This is a genomic window from Streptomyces sp. HUAS 15-9 (genome assembly GCF_025642155.1).
Taxonomy (GTDB): Bacteria; Actinomycetota; Actinomycetes; order Streptomycetales; family Streptomycetaceae; genus Streptomyces.
Genome location: NZ_CP106798.1, coordinates 5834283 through 5857967, shown reverse-complemented (window position 1 = coordinate 5857967; position 23685 = coordinate 5834283). Strand labels below are relative to the sequence as shown.

The 23685-nt window shown below is 70.3% G+C and carries 24 protein-coding genes; 10 read left to right on the top strand and 14 right to left on the bottom strand.

Going from position 1 to position 23685, the window contains the following annotated elements; translation table 11 throughout:
* The 3 genes from N8I87_RS27170 to N8I87_RS44465 all read right to left on the bottom strand — a co-directional run bounded on the left by N8I87_RS27170 (position 1) and on the right by N8I87_RS44465 (position 4644).
* Complete coding sequence (locus N8I87_RS27170) at positions 1 to 1074, bottom strand: AAA family ATPase (RefSeq protein ID WP_263212525.1); 1074 nt, start codon at positions 1072 to 1074, stop codon at positions 1 to 3.
* A 127-nt stretch (positions 1075 to 1201) separates the two neighbouring features.
* Positions 1202 to 3235 (bottom strand): VMAP-C domain-containing protein, encoded by a 2034-nt coding sequence (locus tag N8I87_RS27165; protein ID WP_317633494.1) that lies wholly within the window; start codon positions 3233 to 3235, stop codon positions 1202 to 1204.
* 80 nt (positions 3236 to 3315) lie between these two features.
* A complete protein-coding gene (locus tag N8I87_RS44465; protein WP_411577292.1) occupies positions 3316 to 4644 on the bottom strand; it encodes a CU044_2847 family protein in 1329 nt (442 codons plus the stop codon).
* Positions 4645 to 5652: 1008 nt separating this feature from the next.
* On the opposite strand from N8I87_RS44465, the gene N8I87_RS27155 reads away from it, so the two are divergent.
* Positions 5653 to 5832, top strand: a complete 180-nt coding sequence (locus tag N8I87_RS27155; RefSeq protein ID WP_003992906.1) for a DUF6104 family protein — start codon at positions 5653 to 5655, stop codon at positions 5830 to 5832.
* A gap of 31 nt (positions 5833 to 5863) precedes the next feature.
* On the opposite strand, the gene N8I87_RS27150 is transcribed toward N8I87_RS27155, so the two are convergent.
* A complete protein-coding gene (locus N8I87_RS27150; RefSeq protein ID WP_263212511.1) occupies positions 5864 to 6721 on the bottom strand; it encodes a hypothetical protein in 858 nt (285 codons plus the stop codon).
* A 152-nt stretch (positions 6722 to 6873) separates the two neighbouring features.
* Here N8I87_RS27150 and N8I87_RS27145 point away from each other — a divergent pair, with 152 nt between their 5' ends.
* Both N8I87_RS27145 and N8I87_RS27140 read left to right on the top strand, forming a co-directional pair.
* Complete coding sequence (locus tag N8I87_RS27145; RefSeq protein ID WP_263212510.1) at positions 6874 to 7911, top strand: DUF4097 family beta strand repeat-containing protein; 1038 nt, start codon at positions 6874 to 6876, stop codon at positions 7909 to 7911.
* 1 nt (position 7912) lies between these two features.
* Positions 7913 to 8977: a PadR family transcriptional regulator gene (locus tag N8I87_RS27140; protein WP_263212509.1), complete on the top strand. Its 1065-nt coding sequence runs from the start codon at positions 7913 to 7915 to the stop codon at positions 8975 to 8977.
* Positions 8978 to 9038: 61 nt separating this feature from the next.
* Here the strand turns inward: N8I87_RS27140 and N8I87_RS27135 are convergent, their stop codons facing one another.
* The 4 genes from N8I87_RS27135 to N8I87_RS27120 all read right to left on the bottom strand — a co-directional run bounded on the left by N8I87_RS27135 (position 9039) and on the right by N8I87_RS27120 (position 12286).
* On the bottom strand, positions 9039 to 9596 hold the full coding sequence (locus tag N8I87_RS27135; protein ID WP_263212507.1) for a Clp protease N-terminal domain-containing protein: 558 nt from the start codon (positions 9594 to 9596) through the stop codon (positions 9039 to 9041).
* The gene (locus tag N8I87_RS27130; protein WP_018571396.1) at positions 9596 to 9805 is read right to left on the bottom strand and encodes a helix-turn-helix domain-containing protein; all 210 of its coding nucleotides are present in this window, start codon (positions 9803 to 9805) and stop codon (positions 9596 to 9598) included. Before N8I87_RS27130 ends, N8I87_RS27135 begins: the two co-directional genes overlap by 1 nt.
* Positions 9806 to 9906: 101 nt before the next feature.
* Positions 9907 to 10872, bottom strand: a complete 966-nt coding sequence (locus N8I87_RS27125) for a zinc-binding dehydrogenase (protein ID WP_263212498.1) — start codon at positions 10870 to 10872, stop codon at positions 9907 to 9909.
* A gap of 190 nt (positions 10873 to 11062) precedes the next feature.
* The gene (locus tag N8I87_RS27120; RefSeq protein ID WP_263212496.1) at positions 11063 to 12286 is read right to left on the bottom strand and encodes an NAD(P)-dependent malic enzyme; all 1224 of its coding nucleotides are present in this window, start codon (positions 12284 to 12286) and stop codon (positions 11063 to 11065) included.
* A 555-nt stretch (positions 12287 to 12841) separates the two neighbouring features.
* Here N8I87_RS27120 and N8I87_RS27115 point away from each other — a divergent pair.
* Genes N8I87_RS27115 through N8I87_RS27105 form a run of 3 tightly spaced genes read left to right on the top strand, consistent with a single transcriptional unit; the run spans position 12842 to position 15560 of the window.
* Positions 12842 to 13801 carry an ABC transporter substrate-binding protein gene (locus tag N8I87_RS27115; RefSeq protein ID WP_263212494.1) on the top strand — a complete coding sequence of 320 codons (960 nt, stop codon included), beginning with the start codon at positions 12842 to 12844 and terminating at the stop codon, positions 13799 to 13801.
* 32 nt (positions 13802 to 13833) lie between these two features.
* On the top strand, positions 13834 to 14763 hold the full coding sequence (locus N8I87_RS27110; RefSeq protein WP_263212493.1) for an amino acid ABC transporter permease: 930 nt from the start codon (positions 13834 to 13836) through the stop codon (positions 14761 to 14763).
* Positions 14760 to 15560, top strand: a complete 801-nt coding sequence (locus tag N8I87_RS27105; RefSeq protein WP_317633493.1) for an amino acid ABC transporter ATP-binding protein — start codon at positions 14760 to 14762, stop codon at positions 15558 to 15560. The genes N8I87_RS27110 and N8I87_RS27105 overlap by 4 nt, the downstream gene beginning before the upstream one ends.
* A gap of 72 nt (positions 15561 to 15632) precedes the next feature.
* On the opposite strand, the gene N8I87_RS27100 is transcribed toward N8I87_RS27105, so the two are convergent.
* A complete protein-coding gene (locus N8I87_RS27100; RefSeq protein ID WP_411577291.1) occupies positions 15633 to 16409 on the bottom strand; it encodes a class I SAM-dependent methyltransferase in 777 nt (258 codons plus the stop codon).
* Between the two features lie 101 nt (positions 16410 to 16510).
* On the opposite strand from N8I87_RS27100, the gene N8I87_RS27095 reads away from it, so the two are divergent.
* Positions 16511 to 17140, top strand: a complete 630-nt coding sequence (locus tag N8I87_RS27095) for a CGNR zinc finger domain-containing protein (protein ID WP_263212491.1) — start codon at positions 16511 to 16513, stop codon at positions 17138 to 17140.
* Here N8I87_RS27095 and sodX read toward each other — a convergent pair.
* Positions 17044 to 17478 (bottom strand): nickel-type superoxide dismutase maturation protease, encoded by a 435-nt coding sequence (gene sodX, locus N8I87_RS27090; protein ID WP_263216686.1) that lies wholly within the window; start codon positions 17476 to 17478, stop codon positions 17044 to 17046. The genes N8I87_RS27095 and sodX overlap by 97 nt on opposite strands.
* A gap of 145 nt (positions 17479 to 17623) precedes the next feature.
* Here sodX and sodN point away from each other — a divergent pair, with 145 nt between their 5' ends.
* The gene (gene sodN, locus N8I87_RS27085) at positions 17624 to 18019 is read left to right on the top strand and encodes a superoxide dismutase, Ni (protein WP_020136639.1); all 396 of its coding nucleotides are present in this window, start codon (positions 17624 to 17626) and stop codon (positions 18017 to 18019) included.
* A 7-nt stretch (positions 18020 to 18026) separates the two neighbouring features.
* Here sodN and N8I87_RS27080 read toward each other — a convergent pair whose 3' ends face one another.
* A complete protein-coding gene (locus N8I87_RS27080) occupies positions 18027 to 19184 on the bottom strand; it encodes a tyrosine-type recombinase/integrase (RefSeq protein WP_263212486.1) in 1158 nt (385 codons plus the stop codon).
* Between N8I87_RS27080 and N8I87_RS27075 the strand changes: the two genes are divergently transcribed.
* Both N8I87_RS27075 and N8I87_RS27070 read left to right on the top strand, forming a co-directional pair.
* The gene (locus tag N8I87_RS27075; protein WP_263212484.1) at positions 19168 to 19719 is read left to right on the top strand and encodes a hypothetical protein; all 552 of its coding nucleotides are present in this window, start codon (positions 19168 to 19170) and stop codon (positions 19717 to 19719) included. The genes N8I87_RS27080 and N8I87_RS27075 overlap by 17 nt on opposite strands.
* Positions 19709 to 21367 carry a relaxase/mobilization nuclease domain-containing protein gene (locus N8I87_RS27070; RefSeq protein WP_263212483.1) on the top strand — a complete coding sequence of 553 codons (1659 nt, stop codon included), beginning with the start codon at positions 19709 to 19711 and terminating at the stop codon, positions 21365 to 21367. The genes N8I87_RS27075 and N8I87_RS27070 overlap by 11 nt, the downstream gene beginning before the upstream one ends.
* Before the next feature lie 50 nt (positions 21368 to 21417).
* Here N8I87_RS27070 and N8I87_RS27065 read toward each other — a convergent pair whose 3' ends face one another.
* Genes N8I87_RS27065 through N8I87_RS27055 form a run of 3 tightly spaced genes read right to left on the bottom strand, consistent with a single transcriptional unit; the run spans position 21418 to position 23633 of the window.
* Positions 21418 to 21996 carry an HAD domain-containing protein gene (locus N8I87_RS27065; protein WP_263212481.1) on the bottom strand — a complete coding sequence of 193 codons (579 nt, stop codon included), beginning with the start codon at positions 21994 to 21996 and terminating at the stop codon, positions 21418 to 21420.
* Between the two features lie 31 nt (positions 21997 to 22027).
* Positions 22028 to 22720, bottom strand: a complete 693-nt coding sequence (locus N8I87_RS27060; protein WP_263212480.1) for a class I SAM-dependent methyltransferase — start codon at positions 22718 to 22720, stop codon at positions 22028 to 22030.
* Between the two features lies 1 nt (position 22721).
* Complete coding sequence (locus N8I87_RS27055; RefSeq protein WP_263212479.1) at positions 22722 to 23633, bottom strand: phosphotransferase family protein; 912 nt, start codon at positions 23631 to 23633, stop codon at positions 22722 to 22724.
* Between the last annotated feature and the right edge of the window lie 52 nt (positions 23634 to 23685).

The window sequence follows — 23685 nt, the reverse complement described above, 5'->3', positions numbered from 1 at the left end:
TCACCTCGGGCGGTCGAGTCGCTGGATGAGCAGGTCGGCGAGGCGGTCACGACTGGGCGGGGCCGCCGCGTCGGTGAGATAGATCGCGTTCAACAGCTGGTCCGCGGCGAGGAGTTCGCTGCGGGAGCGCTCCAGGAAGCGGCTGATCAGATCGTCGCCCGCACGCGCCGCCTCGTCACCGAGGTGGGCGCGGACGAAGGTGGCGAGCCTGTTGTGGTCGGGGCGGCCCAGTTCGAGGTGGATGCAGCGGCGCATCAGGGGGGCCGGGAAGTCCCGTTCCCCGTTGCTGGTGAGGACCACGAACGGGAAGGCCCGGCAGCGCACCCGGCCGTCGCGGACGCGGACCTTGGTGCCGTCGGCGGTGAGCACCTCGGTTTCGCCGTCGGGCAACCGGTCGGCGAGACGCTGCAGTTCAGGGATCTCGAACTCGCCCTCCTCCAGCACGTTCAGCAGGTCGTTGGGCAGATCGATGTCGCTCTTGTCGAGCTCGTCGATGAGCAGCACGCGCGGGGTGTCGGAGGGCAGCAGGGCGGTGCCGAGCGGGCCGAGGCGGATGTAGCTGCCGATCGCCTCGACCGCCCCGGGACTGCCGGCCGCCGATCCTCCCCCAAGTTCTCGGCTTCGCTCGAACAGGGCGGTGCCCCCATCCCCCTGGGCGGCGATCTGCACGTCCTGGAGGCGGGCGATGGCGTCGTAGTGGTACAGGCCGTCCTGGAGCGTGGAGCGGCTGACGATGGACCAGCGCAGGACGTCGCCGAGTCCCAGCTCGTACGCCACGGAATGGGCCAGCGTGCTCTTGCCCGCGCCGGGACTGCCGGTGACGAGGAGAGGGCGGCGCAGATAGAGCGCCGCGTTGATCATCTCGAGTTCCTCGGCGCCCGGCCGGTGCAGTTCCGCCAGATGCCGGTGCGCGCCCAGTCTGCGGTCCTGGGAGCCGTCGCCGCCACCGTCGCCGTCGCGCGCCGCGTCCCGGCCGGCGAAGTCCCGCCAGGGCGGCGGGGGAGGCAAGCGGCTCATTCCGTCGTGGGGTTCCCCGGCGCCTCGGTAGATGAGCCACTCACTGGATTCGGTCATGGTCCGGTCCTCGTCGTCACTCGTACCACCACGGCAGCCGTCGAACGTGCTTCACGGTATCGACACACGGCAAAGCTGGTAAGGGGCCGGAAGGCGCATGGAGCGCGTCGCGCGAGGGGGCGTCGCATCAGGGAGCCTCCAGCAGATCGCCTGTTCCGGGCAGGGGTTGGTGCGGATCGTCGTACAACAGCGCGATGCCGTCGGCCCAGTAGGCCTCGACGAGACCCGCTCGGAGGTTCACCCGGAGCCGGTGCACCAGGTCGGGCAGGAACGCCGCGCCGTCCCCGTCGTCGACGACCTTCTTGGCTCCGCGGTGGAACTCCCCGCACACGGCGTCCGGTTGGCCTCGCCAGCGGCGCCACAGGACCACGCCGAAGCCGGCGTGCACGATCCTGCCGAGCGCGGCGCCGTCGTCCTCGTAGCGCCGGTCGCCGTAGCGGCACAGCACCGGGATCGTACGGGGCCCCAGACCGCGCAGTTCGTCCATGGTCGGCACCGGCTCGCGCACTCCGTCGTCGCAGTCGAGGACTTCGGCCTGCGCGTCACGGGCGTGCAGCCGCCGCCAACGGTCCAGGCGCTCGTGGCCCTCGTCGCCGTCCTCGCCCCACTCGGGGCCGGACATCCCGAACTCGCCGTCACCGGGCAGCTGGTCGCGGTCGGAGCAGCGCACGACGACCGGACGCTGCTCGCCCAGCGGGGGCCCGTCCGGCCGCAGCCTCCACTCGTCCACGGCCAGCCCGAGCAGCTGGTGCGGCAGGGCCGCGTGCAGGGCCACGGGCCGCCCCGGCACGTCACAGCGGCGGAAGGCCTCCGCGAGCGGTGTGACGACCTGAGCCGGAAGGTCGTCCAGCAGTGTGCGCTCGGCCTCGTGGAGACGGGTCACGTCACCGTCGGGACGGGCCACGCAGACGGACCAGTCGCAGCGGTCGGGCTCCCAGCCCCTGGGCAGCACTTCGAGCAGCACGGACAGTGCGGGCCCGGCGTCCCGGGGGTGCTCGGGAAGTTGCTCCCCCGGTGAAGTCGGCCCGATCGCGGGACGGCGCCGCAGCCCCAGCCACTTGGCACGCTGCCGGACCAGGCCGTTGCGGTAACCGCTGTCGAGCCCGGTCGACGCCTTCTTCACCCAGTCCCACAGGTCCTGTTCGGCGTCCAACATGCTGGGCGTCGCTGGACGCTCGGCGCACATGACCCGCATCGCGTAGTCGAGTACGAGTTTCAGCTCGCCGTCGTGCCGGGCGTTCTCGTACAGCATGCCGAGGCCGTCGCGCCAGCCGCGCGGCGCGGGCATCAGGGAGGGGAACTGGAAGTTCGGCAGGGAGTCGAGGAGGTCGAGCAGAGCGCGGGTGGTGGCGGGAGGCGGCAGGTCGGCGAGCCGGCCGAGCAACTCGCTGCGCTCATAGGGGCCGAGCGTGCGGCCGGGGCGGGTGCCGAGTTCCCCCTGCACGTCGGCCCAGGTGGGGCGGCGGGAGTCGGAGGGCTGCTGCCGGTCGCGGTGGTAGCGGTCATGGGCGTGGAAAACGGCCTGGTAGACGTCGTCGTGCTCGGTCCGCACCGCGTCCGGCGGCACCTGTGACGTCCGCAGGCGCTCGATCCCCGTGGAGGTGCCGCCCGTGCCGTGGTCGGCGCGGGACTTCAGTACGCCGATGACCTCACCGCGCACCGGATCGATCACGGGCCCGCCCGAGACACCGGGTGGCAGATCGTTCTGCCCGAGCCGCATCTGCACCCCCGCCGACCAGCCGCCGATGGTTCCCTGCACGGAGAGGAACCCGTCCAGGATCTGCAGCTGACCTCCGGTCACGGTCCAGCCCGCGTAGAACACCCTGCCCTCGCCGTAGTGCGCCGTGGGCCGCTCGGAGACGTACACGCAGTCGTGGTCGACGGGTTCACGAAGCCGGACGAGCGCGAGGTCCGGGGCGGGCCAGCTGCCGGGCATCCGGCGTTCGACGTGCTCGGGCAGGGTCACCGCGACCCGGCCGGGGACGGCGGACGGTCCCTGGCCCGGTCCGGTCTCATAGACCACGGCCACTTCGCCGCCCTCCCCTCCGTCTACGACGTGTGCGCAGGTCAGAACCCAGTTCGGCGCGATGAAGAAGCCGCTGCCGAGGAAGGTGCCGGGTTCGTCCAGGGCATACCCGACACCTGTGCGATGAATGCGCACGGTCGCCGCCATGACGAGTTCACGCAGAGCATGGTGGGCGGCATGAAACCCATCCGATGCGCCCCCGTCGTGCCGATCGGTCATACCCCGCCCCCACCGAAGTCCCCCCGGGCGCCCCCATGCACCGGAACGCCGGTGGACGCGCCCGCGCGTGGGGTGCGGTCGAGGTTGGGTGGGGGGTTGTTGCCGGGGGCGGTGGGGGAGTTGGGATGGCCCGACCCCGCCCGACCCCCGGCCCCCGGCTCACACCGTGAGGGCAAGCCTGAGGGGGGAGCCGCGTCGGGGGCCGGGGATGCCGTGGGCGCCGGGGATGCCGGGGTCGGGGCAGCGCCAGGGACCACACGATCGGGCCGGAACGCCGTGACGACAGCCGGGCCTGTCGATGCCGAGGCCGAGCGCGAAACCGCAACCGGGACACGGCCCACAGACGCCGACGCCGAGCCCGGAGCGGGAGACAGGGCAGGGCCCATGGATGCCAAGGCCGACGCAGCGCCGGAGACCACAGGATCGACGCGGGGCTCCACGAGCGCGGCCGGGCCTGTCGATGCCGAGGCCGAGCGCGAAACCGCAACCGGGACACGGCCCACAGACGCCGACGCCGAGCCCGGAGCGGGAGACAGGGCAGGGCCCATGGATGCCAAGGCCGACGCAGCGCCGGAGACCACAGGATCGACGCGGGGCTCCACGAGCGCGGCCGGGCCTGTCGATGCCGAGGCCGAGCGCGAAACCGGAACCGGGACACGGCCCACAGACGCCGACGCCGAGCCCGGAGCGGGAGACAGGGCAGGGCCCATGGATGCCAAGGCCGACGCAGCGCCGGAGACCACAGGATCGACGCGGGGCTCCACGAGCGCGGCCGGGCCTGTCGATGCCGAGGCCGAGCGCGAAACCGGAACCGGGACACGGCCCACAGACGCCGACGCCGAGCCCGGAGCGGGAGACGCGGCAAGGGCCGTGGATGCCGGAGTCGGGGATGTTGCCGGGGGCGTGGGGGCCGGGCTGGAGGGCGGGGTCGGGTGTGCAGTCGGGTCCGGGGCGGGGTCCGGGGACGACGGATCCGGTGGGCCGCCGCCGTTCCACGTCAGGGTCACCGTGATGCCCGCCTTGGCCTCGCCGTCCGCGAGCAGGCCCACGACCTTGCCGGCCTTCGCGGTCAGCTCGATCCCGAACTCCACGCTCACCTCGTCCGGCCGCACCGCGCGCAGCGGACCGGCCAGTGACCGTGCGACCCCGGTGACGAGCGAGTGCAGGCTCTCGACGCTCGCCTCCACCCGCTCGGCGAACCCGGTGTCCGTGTACGACAGCTCCCCCGACGGCACGGCCAGCTCCTCGGCCCCCGATATCCGGGCCCACACCGGCGTACCGTCCGGCAGCTCGATCCGCGCTACCCGCGTCACTTCCTGTGCCATACGAATCCCCCGTTCCCCCGTGCCGGTGCCCGCTGGGCGGGCCGACCCCGGGGTGTCCGCGGCGCGAGAGCCCAGTCCGAGTTCCGCCGGGCTGTGCGCTCCCTACGCCCCTGCTCCTCGTCGTTTCCCGTTCTGCTCGTAGGGCAAGGCCTCACTGCCCGTACCGGAAGACCTCACCTTTCCCGCAGGGAAAGAGTCCTTCCCCCGGCAGGCGGGGCCTACCCCTTCATCGGACCAAGGCCGAAAAGTGCACCTCCCGCACCAGAAGCCGCCGACGGTACGCGCAGCCGGGTCCGCCGCCCCGAAGGACGGCGGACCCTGCGCTCACCGCTGGTTCCACCAGATGAGGCCGGTCACGATGGCCCCGCCGGTCGCGGACGCCAAGCCCTGGACCAGGCCATGACCGGCGGTGCGGCCCAAGGACCGCAGATCGCGACGCCGCTTCGGCGCGTCTCGCCCGATGGGAGACCCCGTCGGTGAGCCGGTCGTCGCCCTGCGGCGAGCGCGGCAGGACGACGCGGTCTCCGGGTCCCCCGTAGGTTCGGGTAAGCAACCCATGGTTCCCTCCCTGAGTCGGTGGAGCTGTCGGGCTACGCACGCGGCCACCCGTGAGCGCAGGTCTGCCGGACAGGAAGCCCGCTGCCGATGGGCCTTTTCCGCAAGGCAGTTGCCGTCGGAAGGCCGTACGTATCGGTATCGACCGCCGGGAATCCTGGTAAGGGACCGCTGTGCGACCCACGCCGGCGCCGAAGAATCACCTCCGGCTCCAGGAGGGGCCGGTACGGATCGTCGTGGACGAGCGCCATGAACGAGCCACTGGAACCCGGCGTCCTGTGCGGCAGCCCTCGTACAGCCCGCCCAGGCGCTCCCGCCAGGTCCGGAAGGCCCATGGCGAGAGGCCGGACGGCCCACGGGTGCCGCACCCGGCACGCCTATCCTTTTCTTGTCCGTCCCTCGCGGCTTCCCGCACGGGAAATCGCGCTTCTTCTTTCCCACGGAGCACCACCCATGTACTTCACCGACCGAGGCATCGAGGAACTGGAGAAGCGGCGCGGCGAGGAGGAGGTCACCTTCGAGTGGCTCGCCGAGCAGCTCCGTACGTTCGTCGATCTGAACCCCGACTTCGAGGTCCCGGTGGAGCGCCTGGCGACGTGGCTGGCCCGCCTGGACGACGAGGACGACGAGTAGGAACCGGACGGGCCTCCGTCGGAAGTCCCGGTCAGTCGCGCGGGCGTACCAGCTCGTAGGCGAGCCCCAGCGTCCCGTGCGCCGCCAGCAGCGCCCCCGCGACGACCCACCCTCCACTACGGCGCCGTACGCCCCACACCATGACCGGCAGGCCCACCACCACCTGGGCCAGGGCGAGCGCACGGGCCTGCGGATCCCCGGCCCACGGGAGCCACGGCGCCAGCCGCCCCCGCTCCACCACCTCGAGCTCGGCACGCACCGCCTCCCGCCAGCCCGCCACGACCCCCAGCCCCTCGATCCGCCGCGCGTCGGCCGGGACGAGGGCGGCCTCATGGAGCCGGTCGGCGGGTTCACCGGGGAGCACCCCGGCGGGCAGAGCCACTCCCGCGCGTGTGAGTACGGCGAGCAGCCCGCGCAGCCGATCGCGGCCGTCGGCCTCGGAGTCCGTCCCGGTCAGCAGGCCGAGGGAGTCCACGTCCAGTACGGGATCGAGCCCCAGCCGCGCGGCGAAGGTACTCATCGCCTCGTCCTCCCCCACCGGGGTGCCATTGGCCAGCCAGACGTAGCCGACGGGGCGGCGAAAACCGGAGGCCAGGGTGAACCCGGCGCGGTCGGCGTCCCACCACAGCGCGAGCACGGGCCAGGACGAACCGACGGCCAGCGCCGCGGCCCAGCCGTTCGCGACACGGTCGACCGGCTCACCGGCGTGGAGCCACGGGGTGCCCTCTGGCACGAGCACGCTCCATCCGTCGCCGGCCGCGGTGAGCAGCATCCGCTCGCGCAGCAGGTTGGCGGCCGGGGCGACGGAGTCCGGTGCCGCCCGGCAGAGCAGCAGGGCTCCGGGGGCGACAGCGCCCCGTGAACCGGCCCGAAACCCATCTGTCGACATGGTCACACGCTAGGCAATTCATCCCTGTCACGCCCGATATGAGGCACCGCTGATCACGCGAACGAGTGTCTTGACTTTCCATGACCGCGATATATCGTGTTTCACGGAAGACGCGATATGGCGTGTCGCGTCCCGTGAAGGAGGTCAGCACCATGTCCGAGTGGTCCGTCACCGAGCCCACGAAGCTCACCTTCGACGATCCGGTGAGCGAGCTGCACGTACGCATCGTCAACGGAGCGGTCAACGTCATGGGCACGGACGAGGGTTCCGCGCGTCTGGAGATCTCGGACATGGAGGGCCCGCCCCTGGTGGTCACCCAGGAGGGCGGCACGCTCACGGTGGCGTACGAGGACCTGCCCTGGAAGGGCTTCCTCAAGTGGCTCGACCGCAAGGGCTGGCGCCGCAGCGCCGTCGTCTCGCTCGCGGTCCCCGCGCAGACCCGCGTGGAGGTCGGAGTGGTCGGCGCCGGCGCCGTCGTCTCGGGGATCCGCGGGCACTCGGAGGTCAAGGGCGTCACGGGCGACACGACCCTGGTCGCCCTCTCCGGCCCGGTCCGCGCGAGCACGGTGTCCGGAAACCTGGAGGCCCAGTCCGTCACCGGCGACCTGCGCTTCAACTCCGTCTCCGGCGACCTGACCGTCGTCGACGGCTCGGGCTCCTCCGTGCGCGCCGACTCGGTCAGCGGCTCCATGATCGTCGACCTCGACCCGGACGGCCCGACAGACGTCAGACTGACCAGCGTCTCCGGCGAGATCGCCATAAGGCTCCCGCACCCGGCGGACGCCGAGGTCGAGGCGAACACGGCGAGCGGCACCATCTCCAACGCCTTCGACGGTCTGCGGGTCCACGGCCAGTGGGGCGCCCACAAGATCACCGGCCGCCTCGGCGCGGGCACCGGCAGGCTCAGGGCCACCACGGTCTCCGGCTCGATCGCCCTGCTGCGCCGCCCCCCGAGGGAGGACGAGGGCGACGACGAGGCGTGGGAGGCCGAACCGCCAGTCAAGGAGGCCGAGTTCATCTCCGATGCCGTGACCGAGGGGACGGGGAACCTATCGACAGACGGTACGGCGGCCGGAACACAGGGCGACTTGGGGGAGAATTCCGTTTCCGGCCCGGACGCCGCCGCGAGCACAGACGCCGCGAGCGACGACGCCCCGGCCGACGGCACGACCGACAAGAAGGTGCTCTGACATGCCTCCCGTCTTCGCCCACGGCCGCCTCCGCCTCTATCTGCTCAAGCTGCTCGACGAGGCCCCGCGCCATGGCTACGAGGTGATCCGCCTGCTCGAGGAGCGCTTCCAGGGGCTGTACGCACCGTCGGCGGGCACCGTCTACCCCCGCCTGGCCAAGCTGGAGGCCGAGGGCCTGGTCACACACACCACCGAGGGCGGCCGCAAGGTGTACGCCATCACGGACGCCGGCCGCGCCGAACTGGCCGACCGCAGTGGTGAACTGGCCGACCTGGAGCTGGAGATCCGCGAGTCGGTCGCGGAGCTCGCCGCCGAGATCCGGGCCGACGTGCGCGGCGCGGCGGGCGACCTGCGCCGTGAGATGCGCGCGGCCGCCACCGAGGCCCGGCACGGCACCTGGACCGGCACCGGGGACTACGGCGACGTGGGCGACAAGGAGGCCTGGCGGGCGGCCAAGGAGGAGATGCGCCGCGTCAAGCAGGAATGGAAGGAGCAGGCCCGGCGCGCCAAGGACGAGAGCCGCCGCGCCCGCGAGGAGGCCCAGCGCGCCCGCCGCCAGGCCCAGGAGGCACAGAACCGGGCCCGGGCCCAGGCGCAGGAGGAGATGCAGCGCATCGCCCGGCGGGTCCAGGACCATGTGCAGGACCACTTCGCGCGGGGCGACTGGCCGACAGGGGTGCGCGAGGGCCTGACCGAACTCGCCAAGGAGTTCGGCGAGTTCGGGAAGGACTTCGGGAAGGAGTTCGGCAAGGACCTGGGATTCGGACGGCCCGGGACAGGGACTGGAGCCGGGGCCGGTTCAGCCACCGGCAAGTCCGCGTCGGAGCCGGAGTACACACGGACCCCGGAGGACTTCCCGGCCGACTACGAACCGGCCTGGGCCCACGAGGACGCCACCGATGACCCGGCGCGCGACCTGGACCGTCTCCTCGACCGCTTCCGGGACGACATCCGCGACGCCGCCCGCGACCACGGTGTCACGGCCGACCAGCTCCGCGACGCCCGGCGCCATCTGTCGACGGCGGCGGCACACATCGGCGTGATGCTGCGCGGGCCGAAGGTCTGAGGGCCTGCCCGGCAGCGCGCCCACAGTGAAGGGCGGGCGCGCTGCCGGGAGGCGGCGGCCGTCAGCCCGCCTTGGCCTCTCCCCCGCCGTACAGCACGCGGGTCAAGGACTCGTGCGTCACCCCGTACTCGGCGAGTGCCTCGGCGGCCACGCCCGGGCACGAGGTCAGGGCGAGGAGGAGGTGCTCGTCGCCGATGTGACGGTCGCGGTGCCCGAGGGCGACGCGCAGGGACCGGGTCAGCAGATCCTTGGCCCCGCGACCGAACGGCCGCCGCCCGGAAAATCCCTTCCGCCCGGTCGCCAAGGCCCCCTCCCCATGGGCCTCCTCCACCCGGGACACGATCTCCGAGAGGTCGATCCCCAGCCCCGACAGCGCGTCCGCGTCGGCCCGGGAGAGCCCGCCGCGGCGCCGGGCCTCGGCCAGGGCTCGCACCACTCCCTCCCGCCGCCCCGCCGACAGTCCGAGCGACGTCAGGGCGAACGAACCCCGGCTGCCCTCCCGGTCGAGAAGGGCGAGCAGGAGATGGGACTCCTCGACCCGCTCGTCGCCCAGCCGCTCGGCATGCGCGACCGCACCTTGTACGGCGCCACGGGCATCCTTCGTGAACCGTTCGAACATCACTGCCTCCCGTACTTCTTGTGCACGGCCTGCCTGCTGACGCCGAGTTCGGCGGCGATCTCCTGCCACGACCAGCCCTGATTGCGGGCACTGCGCACCTGCACCGCTTCCAGCTGCTCCAGCAGCCTGCGCAGTGCGGCGACGGCGCGCAGTCCGACCCGCGGATCGCGGTCGCCGGCCCGCTCGGCGAGATCCGTTGCTTCGGTCATAATGTCAACCTAAGTTGACACAAGGAGTCCTGTCAACCGTGATTGACAAATGCCGACGGCCGGCCCGGCGCACCGGGCCGGCCGTCGGACGGTGGCGACGATCAGCTGGTGGTGAGCACGATCTTCCCGAACTGGTCCCCGGACTCCAGCCGCTCGAAGCCCTCGCGGGCGCGGTCGAGCGGGAGGACCTCGTCGATGACGGGACGCACACCGGTGGCGGCGCAGAAGGAGAGCAGGTCCTCCAGCTCGTCCTTGGTGCCCATGGTGGAGCCGACGACCTTCAGCTCCAGGAAGAAGATGCGGGTCAGCTCGGCGTGTGAGGGACGGTCGCCGCTCGTGGCGCCGGAGATGACGATCGTGCCGCCCGGACGCAGCGACTTCACCGAGTGGGACCAGGTGGCGGCGCCGACGGTCTCGATGACGGCGTCCACCCGCTGGGGCAGCCGCGCCCCCGGCTCGACCGCCTCCACGGCGCCGAGTTCCAGGGCGCGCTTGCGCTTGGCCTCGTCCCGGCTGGTGGCGAAGACCCGCAGTCCCGCAGCCTTGCCGAGCACGATCGCGGCCGTGGCGACACCGCCGCCGGCGCCCTGGACGAGGACGGAGTCCCCGGGCCGTACACCCGCGTTGGTGAAGAGCATCCGGTAGGCCGTCAGCCAGGCCGTGGGCAGGCAGGCGGCCTCCTCGAAGGAGAGCTCCTTGGGCTTGGGCAGGATGTTCCAGGTCGGCACGGCGACCTGCTCGGCGAAGGTGCCCTGGTAACGCTCGGTCAGGATCGAGCGGGGCTCGTCGGGGCCGACGCCGTGGCCGCTCTGGCCGATGACGGAGTGCAGGACGACCTCGTTGCCGTCCTCGTCGACACCGGCGGCGTCGCAGCCGAGGATCATCGGCAGCCGTTCCTCGGGGAGGCCGACGCCGCGGAGGGACCAGAGGTCGTGGTGGTTGAGGGAGGCGGCCCTGACGTTGACGGTGCTCCAGCCGGGGCGGGCCTCGGGGGCCGGGCGCTCCCCCAACTCAAGGCCGGCGAGCGGCTGGTCGCGGTCGATTCGGGCGGCGTAGACAGCGAACATGGGCTCGACGATAGGTTCCCGATCAGCCGGACGGAACCACGGTCCGCTGTGACACATGCCCTGTTGCGCAACGGCACGGGGGTCCGGGGCGGCGGCCGCCGAGGCGACAACACCCCCGAAATCACCCGGACAGCCGGGTGGGTGGGCAAAAAGAATGGCCCCGCCCGAACGGACGGGGCCAATTCAAGCGTCACCGACGGGCGACGCCCTCGGCCCGCGCGGCAGCCGCGACCGCCGCGGTCACCGCCGGAGCGACCCGCTCGTCGAACGGCGACGGAATGACATAGTCGGCGGCGAGATCGTCACCGACGACCGCGGCCAGCGCCTCGGCCGCCGCGATCTTCATCCCCTCGGTGATCCGGGAGGCCCGCACCTGGAGCGCGCCCGCGAAGATCCCGGGGAACGCCAGCACGTTGTTGATCTGGTTCGGGAAGTCCGACCGGCCGGTGGCGACGACCGCCGCGTACTTGTGCGCGACGTCGGGGTGCACCTCGGGGTTCGGGTTGGCCATCGCGAAGACGAAGGCACCCTTGGCCATGGAGGCCACCGCCGTGTCGGAGACCGTACCGCCGGAGACGCCGATGAAGACGTCGGCGCCCGCCAGCGCGTCCTCCAGCGAACCGCTGATGCCCGCCTTGTTGGTGAACCCGGCGACCTCGCGCTTCACGGGCGTCAGGTCCTCCCGGTCGGCCGACACGACGCCCTTGCGGTCGGCCAGCGCGACATCCCCGATACCGGCCCCCACCAGCATCTTGGCGATGGCGACACCGGCCGCGCCGGCACCCGAGATCACCGCGCGCAGGTCACCGATCGAGCGCCCGCTCAGCCGCGCCGCGTTGCGCAGCGCCGCCAGCGTCACGACCGCCGTACCGTGCTGGTCGTCGTGGAAGACCGGGATGTCCAGCCGCTCCTGGAGCTTGCGCTCGATCTCGAAGCACCGCGGCGCCGAGATGTCCTCCAGGTTCACCCCGCCGAAGGACGGGGCCAGCCGGACGACGGTCTCCACGATCTCGTCGACGCCGGTGCAGTCGAGCGCGATCGGGACGGCGTCCACGCCGCCGAACTGCTTGAAAAGGATCGCCTTCCCCTCCATGACCGGAAGGGAGGCCTCGGGGCCGATGTCCCCGAGCCCGAGGACGGCCGTACCGTCGGTCACGACCGCGACCACGGACGACTTCCACGTGTAGTCGTTGACCAGGTCCGGCTGCTCCGCGATCGCGGTGCACACGCGCGCGACACCGGGTGTGTACGCGAGGGACAGGTCGTCCTTGTCGCGCAGCGGCACGGTGGCCTGCACAGCCATCTTGCCGCCGCGGTGCAGCGCGAACGCCGGATCGAAGGAATCGAGGGGTTCGGCCCCGCCGTCCTGCTCCGTACTGTTGTCGCTGCGAGGATTGACGATCTCCGCTGCCACTTCGTTTTACCCCTTAAATATTCATGGTTTGAGGGTTGACCACTCCTGGTGAAGAGCGGGCGGGACCGCATATGACCCGATTGCCTGATACGTACGGGTCGTACGCGACGGGCGCGCCGCACACGCGCCCTGAGCCCCGGATGAGGGGTGTAAAGAACCTTCTTACCCGACGACAGGGCCGACGACGAGTCCATTAGGTGCAAGGTCACATCACGGGACTAGAAGGTCACGTCCTGATGACATCGAGGCGACATCGAGGCGAGATGGAGCGCCTTGGGCACGCGATGCCCGTCCGGGCAAGGGCCGACCACATAGTGAGACGTGACCGAAGGAATTTCGGCCAGCGCCGGGGATTTCCGCAGACGGTCCGGCTTGATGTGCCGACCTGAGGCGGTTCGGGGGGTCACCCGTTATCCGATTTTGACATAGCGAGTCCCCTGAATAGCGCAGACCGAATGGCAAGATGCCGTAAACCCACGAGGTCGCACCACCCGATGGTGTGTGTTCTCGTCGACCTAACGGCAAGCTCCACCTCTTCCGCCGGAGGAACAAACCATGACCGCAAGCTCCACCCGTCGTACGACCGCCCGCACCCGTACCGCCGCGGTCGGTGCGATCGCGGTCGCTGGCGCCCTCATCCTCACCGGCTGCGGTGACCAGACCGACAACGGCAGCGACGGCGGCTCGACCACGGCCTCCGCCTCGGCGCCGCTCGCCGACAAGCTTCCCGCGGACATCAAGAAGGCGGGCGTCATCAAGGTGGGCTCCGACATCGCCTACCCGCCGGTCGAGTACATGGAGAACGGCAAGGCCGTCGGCATCGACCCCGACATCGCCGACGCCCTCGGCAAGCAGCTGGGCGTGAAGTTCGAGTTCCAGAACGGCAAGTTCGACAACCTGATCGTGGGCCTGCAGGCCAAGCGGTTCCAGGTGCTCATGTCGGCGATGAACGACACCAAGGACCGCCAGAACGGCATCGACTCCGACACCGGCAAGAAGGTCGGCAACGGCGTCGACTTCGTCGACTACTTCACCGCCGGCACCTCGATCCTGGTCCAGAAGGGCAACCCGAAGGGCATCAAGTCGCTCGACGACCTGTGCGGCAAGGTCGTGGCCCTGCAGAAGGGCACCACGTCCGAGGGCATCGCCAAGGCGCAGAGCAAGAAGTGCACGAAGGACGGCAAGAAGGCCATCAACCTGCAGACCTTCGACACCGACCCCGAGGCGCTGCTCCGTCTGAAGCAGGGTGCGTCCGTCGCCGACCTGAACGACTTCCCGGTGGCGGCCTACAACGCGAAGACCTCCGGCGGCGGCAAGGACTTCGAGGTCGTCGGCGAGCAGATCGAGGCGGGTCCGTACGGCATCGCCGTCGGCAAGGAGAACACCCAGCTGCGGGACGCCCTCCAGAGCGCCATGGCCGCCATCATCAAGAGCGGCGAGTACCAGAAGATCATGGAGAAGTGGAACGTCACACAGGGCGCGGTCACCGAGGCGAAGACCAACGGCGGCTCCTGAACAGCTTCTGGCAACACTGAAGGGCTGTCACTGTGACTGATCCGATCGACAAGACTCCGGCGGCGTCGGTGCCGCCGGAGCAGATCAAAGCCATTCCTGTACGGCACTACGGCCGCTGGGTGTCCGCCGTCGTGGTCATCGCCCTCGTGGCGATGCTCGGGGTCGCGTTCTCCAACGCGAACATCAACTACAGCATCATCCCGGACTACCTCTTCGATCCGGGCATCGTCTCCGGCGCCTGGACCACGCTGTACATCTCCGTGCTGGCCATGGTGCTCGGCGTCGCCCTCGGCGTGATCCTCGCCGTGATGCGACTGTCGTCGAACCCCGTGACCAGCACCGTGTCCTGGTTCTACATCTGGTTCTTCCGCGGCACCCCGGTCCTGGTCCAGCTGCTGCTCTGGTACAACATCTCGCTCGTCTTCCCCGTCCTGAACCTGGGGTTCTACAAGGACGAGATGAACCAGGTGATGACCCCGGTCCTCACGGCCCTGCTGGGACTCGGCCTGAACGAGGCCGCGTACATGTCGGAGATCGTCCGCGCCGGTATCCAGTCGGTCGACGAGGGGCAGACGGAGGCGTCGCACGCGCTGGGCATGACCCAGGGCAAGACGCTGCGCCGGGTGATCCTCCCGCAGGCCATGCGGGTCATCATCCCGCCGACCGGCAACGAGTTCATCAACATGCTGAAGACCTCGTCGCTGGCCTACGCGGTCCAGCTCCCCGAGCTGATCAAGAAGGCCCAGGACATCTCCAGCACCTCGCTGGCGGTCGTCGAGATGTACTTCGTAGCCTGTATCTGGTACCTGTTCCTGACCACGATCTTCAGCATCGTCCAGTACTACGTCGAACGCCGTTACGCCCGCGGTTCGTCGCGCAACCTGCCGCCGACGCCGCTCCAGCGTCTGAAGAAGAACCTCCGAATGTTCGGTTCGTTCCGCCGCCCGGAGGTGGCCCGATGACCGGTCTGAGCAAGGACATCGCACAGCCGACGAGCGGTGCGCCGATGGTCAGGGCCGAGGGCGTGCACAAGTCCTTCGGTCTGGCGCACATCCTCAAGGGCATCGACCTGGTGGTGAACCCGCGAGAGGTGTTCTGCCTGATCGGCCCGTCCGGTTCCGGCAAGAGCACGTTCCTCCGGTGCATCAACCATCTTGAGAAGATCAGCGCCGGCCGGCTGTACGTCGACGGCGACCTGGTCGGCTACCGGCAGAAGGGGGACAAGCTCTACGAGCTGAAGGAGAAGGAGGTCGCGGCGCAGCGACGGGACATCGGCATGGTGTTCCAGCGCTTCAACCTCTTCCCGCACATGACGGCGCTGGAGAACGTCATGGAGGCGCCGGTCCAGGTCAAGCGCGAGTCCAAGGCGGTCGCCCGGGAACGCGCGGGGCGGCTTCTCGACCGGGTGGGCCTCGGCGACCGCAAGGGCCACTACCCGTCGCAGCTCTCGGGTGGTCAGCAGCAGCGTGTCGCCATCGCCCGCGCGCTGGCGATGCAGCCGAAGCTGATGCTCTTCGACGAGCCGACCTCGGCTCTCGACCCGGAGCTGGTCGGTGAGGTCCTCGATGTGATGCGGGACCTGGCGGAGGACGGTATGACGATGATCGTCGTCACGCACGAGATGGGTTTCGCGCGTGAGGTGGGCGACTCGCTGGTGTTCATGGACGACGGCCTGGTGGTCGAGTCCGGCCACCCGCGCGACGTCCTGACGAACCCGCAGCACGACCGGACGAAGTCGTTCCTGTCCAAGGTCCTCTGACACTCAGCTGCGAGAAGGGCGGTACGGGATTCCCGTACCGCCCTTCGTCGTGCCACGGAGTCCGCCTGTCGCCTACTTGAGCGCGAGAAGCAGCGTGTCCGAGGGCGAGCACCACACCGGCCGGGCCTCGGCGAAGCCCTTCCCGCGCAGCACGCGCGCGTGCCAGGCGGCCGAGGGCATGTCGCCGTCGGCGTGCTCGCCGTAGATCTCGTAGCGCCGGGCGGTCGGCCCGGCGAGGACCGGGTCCTTGGCGGCGAGCTGCCACCATTCGGCCCAGTCGAGGGCACCGTCCCGCTTGGCCTGATCCATGCGGGCGTGGCGCCCCGCGCGCTCGGCGGCGTTGATCCGGGGCGTGGACTCGTCGATCATGTGGTCCGCGTTCATGAAGACACCGCCGTCGCGGACGAGCTCCGCGACCTGACCGTAGAGGGCCGCGAGGGGTTCGCTGTGCAGCCAGTGCAGGGCCGTGGCGGTCAGAACGGCGTCGTACGAGTCGTACGGCAGCTTCGCGGGCCAGTCCGGGTCCTTGAGGTCGGCGGTCACGAACCCGACCCGCTCGTCACCGGCGAAGGTGCCCTCGGCGATGGCGAGGAGGGCCGGGTCGAGGTCGACGCCGGTGCTGGTGGCCCGCGGGAACCTGTGCAGCAGCCGGGCGGTGATGCTGCCGGTGCCGCAGGCCAGGTCCAGCACGCGGGGTGCGGTGCCGACGAGGGCCTCGACCATGTCGAGCATGATCCGGAAGCGTTCCTCGCGGTCCGGCATGTACCACTCCTGCTGCCGGTCCCAGCTCTCCTGCCAGGCCGGCCAGTCCGCGCCGGTCGTCACCATGTGCGTGTCCGCGTTCGTCATCGAACTCCTCCACCCCATAGATCACGTAATACCCTGTAGGTGCGACCGTCCATTACCCGACCGCACTTCACGACCATAGACCGCCCCTGTAAGGACTACAAGTGGAACTGGCCTATTACTCGGATTACGCCGTCCGACTCGTCAACAGCGAGGAACCGGCCCGGGGCAAGGACACCCTGACCTCGGTCGAGGCCGTCCGCGACCTGTTCGGCGGCAACCAGTCCGCGGCCCGTCGCGCGACCGACGCGGACGTCACACGCTTCCGCTCCGTACGGGCCCGGCTGCGCGCGGTCTTCGAGGCCGCCGACAAGGGCGACGAGACGCTCGCGGTGGACCTGCTGAACTCGCTCCTGCTGGAGTTCCCGGTGAGCCCGCAGATCTCCGGGCACGACTTCCGGGACGACGACGGCCGGCCGCTGTGGCACATGCACCTCGCCGACCACCCGTCGAACGCGACCGCGGGGTACGCGGCGATCGCGGCGATGGGCCTCGCGTTCCATCTGACCGAGTACGGCGTGGACCGCCTGGGCCTGTGTCAGGCACCCCCCTGCCGCAACGCCTATCTGGACACGTCGACGAACCGCTCCCGGCGCTACTGCTCCGACCGCTGCGCGACGCGCGCCAACGTGGCCGCCTACCGGGCCCGCAAGCGCCTGGAGGCCGACCGGCCCGACAAGACGGGCCTGGCGGCCGAGAGTGCCCAGCGCACCAGCACGAGCGGCGAGCGCTGACCGGGACGCAGCGGCCGGAACCGCAGCCGGACCCGGCCGAGGATCAGGTCCTCCGGCACGGTCCCGTAGTCGGTGCTGTCCCCTCCGGCGTACGGATTGTCCCCGAGGACCCACCAGCCGCCCTCGCGCCGCTCGGCGGCCCGCTTGACGACGAGCAGGTCCTGCTGGAAGGGGTGGCGCAGGACCACGACGTCACCCGGCCTGATCCGGGCCCCGTACTGCACCACGAGCTGGTCCCCGTGGTGGAGCGTGGGCACCATGGACGGCCCGGTCACCTCGGCCAGCCCGAAGGGCGTGACGGCCCTCCCCCGCTCGGTCTCCTGCGACAGCTCCGGCATCCCCGGCACCTCCCCGGTCCGTTCCTCCACCAGTCTCAGTCTGACCCCGGACTTTTGTCCTAAGCCCAAGGGGGCACTCGAGAAAACCCGTCCCTCAGGGAGTAATGTCCCACCTGAGAAGACGATCACGAGGAAGGAATGCTCCATGCTTTCCCGCCTGTTTGCCCCCAAGGTCAAGGTCAGCGCACACTGCGACCTGCCCTGCGGTGTGTACGACCCGGCCCAGGCCCGCATCGAGGCGGAGTCGGTGAAGGCCGTCCAGGAGAAGATGGCCGCCAACGACGACCCGCACTTCCAGGCGCGTGCCACGGTCATCAAGGAGCAGCGTGCCGAGCTCGCGAAGCACCACGTCTCGGTGCTCTGGAGCGACTACTTCAAGCCCCCGCACTTCGAGAAGTACCCGGAGCTGCACCAGCTGGTCAACGACACCCTGAAGGCCCTCTCGGCCGCCAAGGCGTCCACCGACCCGGCGACCGGCCAGAAGGCGCTGGACTACATCGCCCAGATCGACAAGATCTTCTGGGAGACGAAGAAGGCTTGATCTATGGCTAGGCCGTTTGACCTGCGGTTTCGCGGGTCGCATCGCCTACCTGTCCGCACCCGGTCCGCAGGCCGCCGAGAACGGCGTCCATGACGGTCCGGGTGCGGTCTTCTTCGCCCGGCCACAGATGCGCGTAGATCCGCAGCGTGATGACGGCGGACGCGTGGCCGAGGACCAACTGGACCTGCTTGACGCTCGCTCCGCCGGCGATGAGGGCGGAGGCGTAGAAGTGGCGCAGGTCGTGGGTCACCATGTGCGTGAGTTCGACGGGCTTGCGGCCCTCGCGTTCGGCCGCCTCGTTCTCCGCCTTCTGCAGCTCCTTACGAGCGCAGTTCCATTCGGTCTTCCAGCGGCGGTAGTTGAGCGGTTCGCCTTCCTCCATCGTGAACAGCCACTCCTTGGAGGGGCGTGCGGCGAGGTGCATGAGGAGTGCGTCAGTGACGACCTCGCCGACCGGGACCGTGCGCCGTGACTTGGCAGTCTTCGGCGGGCCGATCTTCCCGGACTGGAGGCGCTGGCGCTCGACGCGGATGGTGCCGGCCTTGAAGTCGACGTCCGACACTTTGAGGCCGAGCAACTCTCCTATTCGCAAGCCTGATCCGGCGAGGGTGACGATCACCGCGCGGATGTACGGCGGCATCACGCGGACCATGGCCTCGACCTGCGCGACCGTGGGCGGAGTGACCTCGTCATCCGGCATGGCCGGGAGGGTGATCCGGCGGCACGGGCTGGACGCGATGACCTTGTCCTCGACAGCCGCGGTCATGAGGCGTACGAGGACGTCGTAGACGTTACGCACGCTGCCGGGGCCAAGCTGCTCCGACAGGCTCTTGAAGAGCACCTGGAGGTCGTTGCGGCGTATGGCCGCCATGGCGCGGGCGCCAAGCGCCGGGACGAGGTGGAGCCGGAGCGCGTTGTCGGTGATCCGCTCGCCCGCCTCGCTGGCGATGAGCGACTCCTCCCACTTCTTTGCGTACTTCTCGAAGGTGATCCGTCCGGCCTGCGGGTCGACGTACTGGCCCGTGACGATGCTGGCCGTGACCTCGTCGAGCCAGCGCTGGGCGTCGATCTTCCGGTCGAAGTGGCGGGCATGCTCCTTGCCGTCGAGGTCACGGTAGCGAGCCCGCCATTTGCCGTTGGGGCAGGGGGTGAACGAGCCCCGCACCGCGTCTCCCGCCGACAGCGCCGAGCAGCCCGTCGCCGACTCCAACCGCCCACTCGCCGAGCCGTCTGCCCGTCAAGCGCCCGCCGCCGTTGAGCAGCCCTCGTGGCGTGAGCCCGACGCCCCCACACTGCCTGCGCGAATGAACCGCAAGCGCACCACCGAGAAACGCGACCAGGAGAAGAAGATCCGCTTTACCCCGACCGCGGTCCGCCTCATCGATGCCGAGGCCAGGCGGCGCCACCAGAAGTTCGCCGGCTTCGTCGGCGACGCCGCCCTCGCCGTCGCGCTCGGCAAGGCGGGCATGGTCGGCAGCCCGGAGGACGACCCCATCCGCCCGCTGGTGGAAGCCATCGAAGCGCACACCAAGGCGCTGAACCGGATCGGCACCAACCTCAACCAGGTCACGACAGCCATCCACTCCGGCGCGATACCCGAGCGCGCCGAGGCCGTCCTCGACCGCATTGAGCAGGCCGCCCAGGCCAGTTACGCACTCATGGACCGGCTCTTGGCGGAAGGAGCCGGTCATGGTGCCTGACGTCTCCACCGGCTCCAGCACCCTCGGCCTGATCAACTACCTCTTCGGCAAGGGGCGGCGCGATGAGCACACGGACCCCCACATCGTGGCTGCCTGGGACATGGCCGGCGCCCTCGACCCCGGCCGCGACCCCACCTACACCCAGCTCGCCCGGCGCCTGGACCACCACGTCGACCTGCGCACCCGGGAGCTCGGCGGAAAGCAGCCACGGCAGCATGTGTGGCACTGCCCGGTGCGCACCGCGCCGGGCGACCGCTACCTCACCGACGCTGAGTGGGCCGAGGTTGCCCGCCGCGTCGTAGCCGCCACGGGCATCGCCCCCGAGGGAGACGACAAGGCGTGCCGCTGGATCGCGGTCCGGCACGCCGACGACCACATCCACATCATGGCCACCACCGTCCGAGCCGACGGCCGCCGCCCTCGTACGAACCGGGACGGCTGGCGGGCACAGCTGGAATGCCGAAAGATCGAGGCCGAGTTCGGGCTGCGCCGCCTGAAGTCCGGTGACCTCACGGCCCCGCGTACCCCGACCGGCGCCGAGCGGGCGAAGGCGGAACGCCAGGGCCGGGAGGAGACCGCGCGGGAGTGGCTGCGCGAGCAGGCGTACGCGGTCGCCGCGGCCGTACGCAGCATCGACGAGTACTTCACCGTGCTGCGCTCCCTCGGCATCCAGGTCAGGCCGCGCATCGGCCCCGAGACCGGCGAAGTGACCGGCTACAGCCTGGCCGCGCTCGGCGACACGGCCAACGGCGAGCCCGACCTGTCCTGCAACCGTCTGCGCGAACGCCTCCCGACCCAGGAGCTGGCCGACCGCCCTCAACCGGTGGCGGACCCGGCCGAGCCGTGGCACCGCGCCGAAGCCGCCATCCGCCACGCGCACGCCGTCCTCGACTCAGGTGGCGAGGCCGTGGCCCAGGGCCACCTGGATGCCTTCGGCGACACCCTCCACAACCTGGCCCTCGCCAGCCACGGCCCGCACCGGGCCGAACTACAAGCAGCGGCACAGGTGTTCAACCGCGCCCGCCGCTCGGCGATCCGAGCCGACCATCAAGCCGCCACCGCCCTACGGGAAGCCGCCAAGGAACTCGTCTACGCCACACACGATCCGGGCGGACTCACCATCGCCCTGATCTTTGCCGCACTCCAGTTGGCGCGGGCAGCCGCCAAGTGGCACGAACAACGCGGCCACGAGCAGCAGGCCACCGCGGCTGAGCAAGCCTTCCGTCACCTGCAGGCCGGTTACCAGGACGCCGCCGCGCCGGTCCTGGCAGATCTCACCCGACGCGCGCCACGCGCCACCACCATCAGCCGCTTCGAGCAGGATCTACGCGCAGCCCTCCCCGACCAAGCCGACCGCATCCTCGTCGATCCCGCCTGGCCAGCCCTGACCACAACCCTCGCCCGCGCAGAGACCGCTGGCCACAACCCCCGGCGCCTCTTGGCCGAAGTCGCCGCCCAGCGAGAACTCGACACCGCCGAACGCCCCGCCGAGGTCCTCAACTGGCGCATCACCCTCCAGCCGAACAGGCGAGCACAGGCAGCACGCAAACGAAGCAGCACACCCGCAGCGTCCTCTGCGCCCCTGGCGCTCCAGCCCTCGGCCACGGCGCTGGCCTCCAGGCCCGAGGAACGCGGACGACATCGATAGATCAAGCAGTTGGCTGTCGGACGGTGTTGAGGTCCTGCTCCGTGATCACTTCAGGCTGCTTCGGCTCCAGGAGCACCAGCGGATTCGCTGGCTGGCACGACGGACAAGCGGTCAACCCATTCCATGACCTCAGCCAGGTGCCCGGCCAACAACCCGATGTGGGGATCAGGCTGGACCAGGAAAGTCGCCATCCCACGCGCCGTGCGCTCTGCTGCCCAGGCATGGTCGACGGCGGTGAAGTCGTCGTCGACCCAAGCAACAGGCATGTCGCCCAGCCAGACATCGACATGGTCTCGTTTCCAGAGGTAGCCGTTGGGGTGGCTGGTGGTGATCTGCGGACGCGGGAGGTCGACGTATGGCAGGGACGGGAGGCCGAGGAGCGGCCCGATCAGTGTGGTGGCGTCTTGGCGCCAGCTGGTGCACCAGATCGGGGTGACCAGGCCGGTTCGTATCACGTCCATGAGCAAGGGGCCATGGCTCGGGCTGAGCCAGACGGTGACCGGATCGTCGGCGCTACGGCCGGTGGGAACGACGTCGTGGCAGTCGTGGGTGGCCGGACTGGTCCCACCGGCGTCCGGGAAGGGTATGAGGACGCCGTCGACGTCGAGGAGCAGATAGGGCGGGCGCATCGGTTTCTCCCAAGAGACGGCGGAGTGGGGGTCAGAGCTTGCGCGCGGTGATCAGCAACGTGGTGGGCCAGAGGCCGCGGCGGGCATCGTGGAACTCCTGGGCCGAGGTGAGCCAGAGGCCGGCGCGGTCGAGGTGTTTCTCCCATCGGTCGGCATCGAAGTCCCAGCGGGCGATGGGTAGTCGGGTGCGGTCGGGGAGAGTGACGTAGTCCCGGCGGGGTCGGTCGTCGGCGGTGGGTCGCAAGCCGCCGCGCTTGGGGTGGGGGACGGAGAAGGCGAGGGTGCGCCCGGGTTTGAGGTGCGGGGCGATGGCCGGGAGCAGAAGCTCGGGGGCTACCAAGCCGATGGCCCCGAAAACGGAGTAGATGGCGTCGAACTGCTCGTCGGAGGCTTGCAGGTAGTGCAGGGCATGGCCGGCGACGAAGGTCAGATTGTTCAGCCGCCCGTAGTGCGACCGGGCCCGGCGGACCTGCAGGCCGACCAGATCGACACCGGTGACCTGGGCGCCGTAGCGGGTGGCGAGGTGGGCGGCGTTGTGACCGGGGCCGCAGCCGAGTTCCAGCAGCCGCTTGCGGCGCAGGTCCGAGCCGAGAATCTCGGCTCCGGGCCCGCTGCCAGGCCGCGTTGTCCATTCCATCCGAGCGGGTACCGACAGCGGCTCGGCGGGGCTGGCCGTAGTGCGCTGGAGTGCGTGGGCGTACCACGGGGAAGCCTGGGCGAGCACGTCAGACCTCCAGAAGGTGAAGGACGTCGGTGAGGTGACGGCGTACAGCCTTGATGTAGGCGGGGTCGGTGGCCGGGTCGTTGATCCAGCGGATGGACTGTTCCATGAACCACTCGACGGCCCACATGCGGTGCCAGCCCAGCGCCCAGTTCTCGGCGGTGAGTCCGCCGCGCCGAGTGAGGGCGTCGGGGGTGCCGCCGGCGGTGACGTACTGCTCCAGGAAGACCCGCAGACGTACGGGATCGGGAGTGTCGAGGGTGCCGTGCCAGCTGGCCAGGTCGAGCAGGCCGGGGCCGGTGAAGGCGCGGGCGAAGTCCAGCAGCCGCCAGCCTTGTTGGCCGATGTGGAGGCTGGTGGGGTGGAACTCGGAGTGCACCCAGCCGAACGGCGCCACCGTCGTACCGGCAGACCGGGCCTTGGCGGCCTGAGCGATCCGGTCGAGCGCGTCCTCGATGTCGTCCGTGTCTTGCCAGCGCTCGGCCTTGCGGAGCTGGGCGAGGTGTTCCAGGGCGCGGTTCGGCAGTGAGCAGAGGCTGACCTGGTCGAGGACGGGCAGGGCGGCAGCCGTACGGGTGCCGTGCAGGACCACGGCGGCGGCGGTGCCGTCGAGGTCGTCGGCGTCGCGGACGGCAGGGCCGAGGTCTTCCATGAGCATGCCGAGCCAACCGTCCAGGACGGCGGAGGCGTGGACCTGCGGGACGGGGACGCCGAGCGTATGTGCCAGACGGAGGGACTGATCCTCGCTGTCGAAGGGCCGCTTCGCGTACTTGAAGATCGCGGTGCTGGCGTCAGGGAAGGTCAGGCGCTCGACACCGGACATGGACCACACGCGCACCTCCTCGCGCAGGGCGGTGGTCCGTCCGGCCAGGGTGAGCAGGTTGTCGAGGAGTTCGGCGCTGGGGTTCGCGGTCACGTGGGGGCTCCAGGGAGGTTGGGGGCATCCGGGGCGGGCGAGAGATGCCGGC

What these genes read in the sequence shown, in the direction of transcription:
- N8I87_RS27170 (WP_263212525.1), bottom strand. Translation starts at nt 1,074, where the DNA reads ATGACCGAATCCAGTGAGTGGCTCATCTACCGAGGCGCCGGGGAACCC.
- N8I87_RS44465 (WP_411577292.1), bottom strand. Translation starts at nt 4,644, where the DNA reads ATGGCACAGGAAGTGACGCGGGTAGCGCGGATCGAGCTGCCGGACGGT.
- N8I87_RS27155 (WP_003992906.1), top strand. Translation starts at nt 5,653, where the DNA reads ATGTACTTCACCGACCGAGGCATCGAGGAACTGGAGAAGCGGCGCGGC.
- N8I87_RS27150 (WP_263212511.1), bottom strand. Translation starts at nt 6,721, where the DNA reads ATGTCGACAGATGGGTTTCGGGCCGGTTCACGGGGCGCTGTCGCCCCC.
- N8I87_RS27145 (WP_263212510.1), top strand. Translation starts at nt 6,874, where the DNA reads ATGTCCGAGTGGTCCGTCACCGAGCCCACGAAGCTCACCTTCGACGAT.
- N8I87_RS27140 (WP_263212509.1), top strand. Translation starts at nt 7,913, where the DNA reads ATGCCTCCCGTCTTCGCCCACGGCCGCCTCCGCCTCTATCTGCTCAAG.
- N8I87_RS27135 (WP_263212507.1), bottom strand. Translation starts at nt 9,596, where the DNA reads ATGTTCGAACGGTTCACGAAGGATGCCCGTGGCGCCGTACAAGGTGCG.
- N8I87_RS27130 (WP_018571396.1), bottom strand. Translation starts at nt 9,805, where the DNA reads ATGACCGAAGCAACGGATCTCGCCGAGCGGGCCGGCGACCGCGATCCG.
- N8I87_RS27125 (WP_263212498.1), bottom strand. Translation starts at nt 10,872, where the DNA reads ATGTTCGCTGTCTACGCCGCCCGAATCGACCGCGACCAGCCGCTCGCC.
- N8I87_RS27115 (WP_263212494.1), top strand. Translation starts at nt 12,842, where the DNA reads ATGACCGCAAGCTCCACCCGTCGTACGACCGCCCGCACCCGTACCGCC.
- N8I87_RS27105 (WP_317633493.1), top strand. Translation starts at nt 14,760, where the DNA reads ATGACCGGTCTGAGCAAGGACATCGCACAGCCGACGAGCGGTGCGCCG.
- N8I87_RS27100 (WP_411577291.1), bottom strand. Translation starts at nt 16,409, where the DNA reads ATGACGAACGCGGACACGCACATGGTGACGACCGGCGCGGACTGGCCG.
- sodX (WP_263216686.1), bottom strand. Translation starts at nt 17,478, where the DNA reads ATGCCGGAGCTGTCGCAGGAGACCGAGCGGGGGAGGGCCGTCACGCCC.
- sodN (WP_020136639.1), top strand. Translation starts at nt 17,624, where the DNA reads ATGCTTTCCCGCCTGTTTGCCCCCAAGGTCAAGGTCAGCGCACACTGC.
- N8I87_RS27070 (WP_263212483.1), top strand. Translation starts at nt 19,709, where the DNA reads ATGGTGCCTGACGTCTCCACCGGCTCCAGCACCCTCGGCCTGATCAAC.
- N8I87_RS27065 (WP_263212481.1), bottom strand. Translation starts at nt 21,996, where the DNA reads ATGCGCCCGCCCTATCTGCTCCTCGACGTCGACGGCGTCCTCATACCC.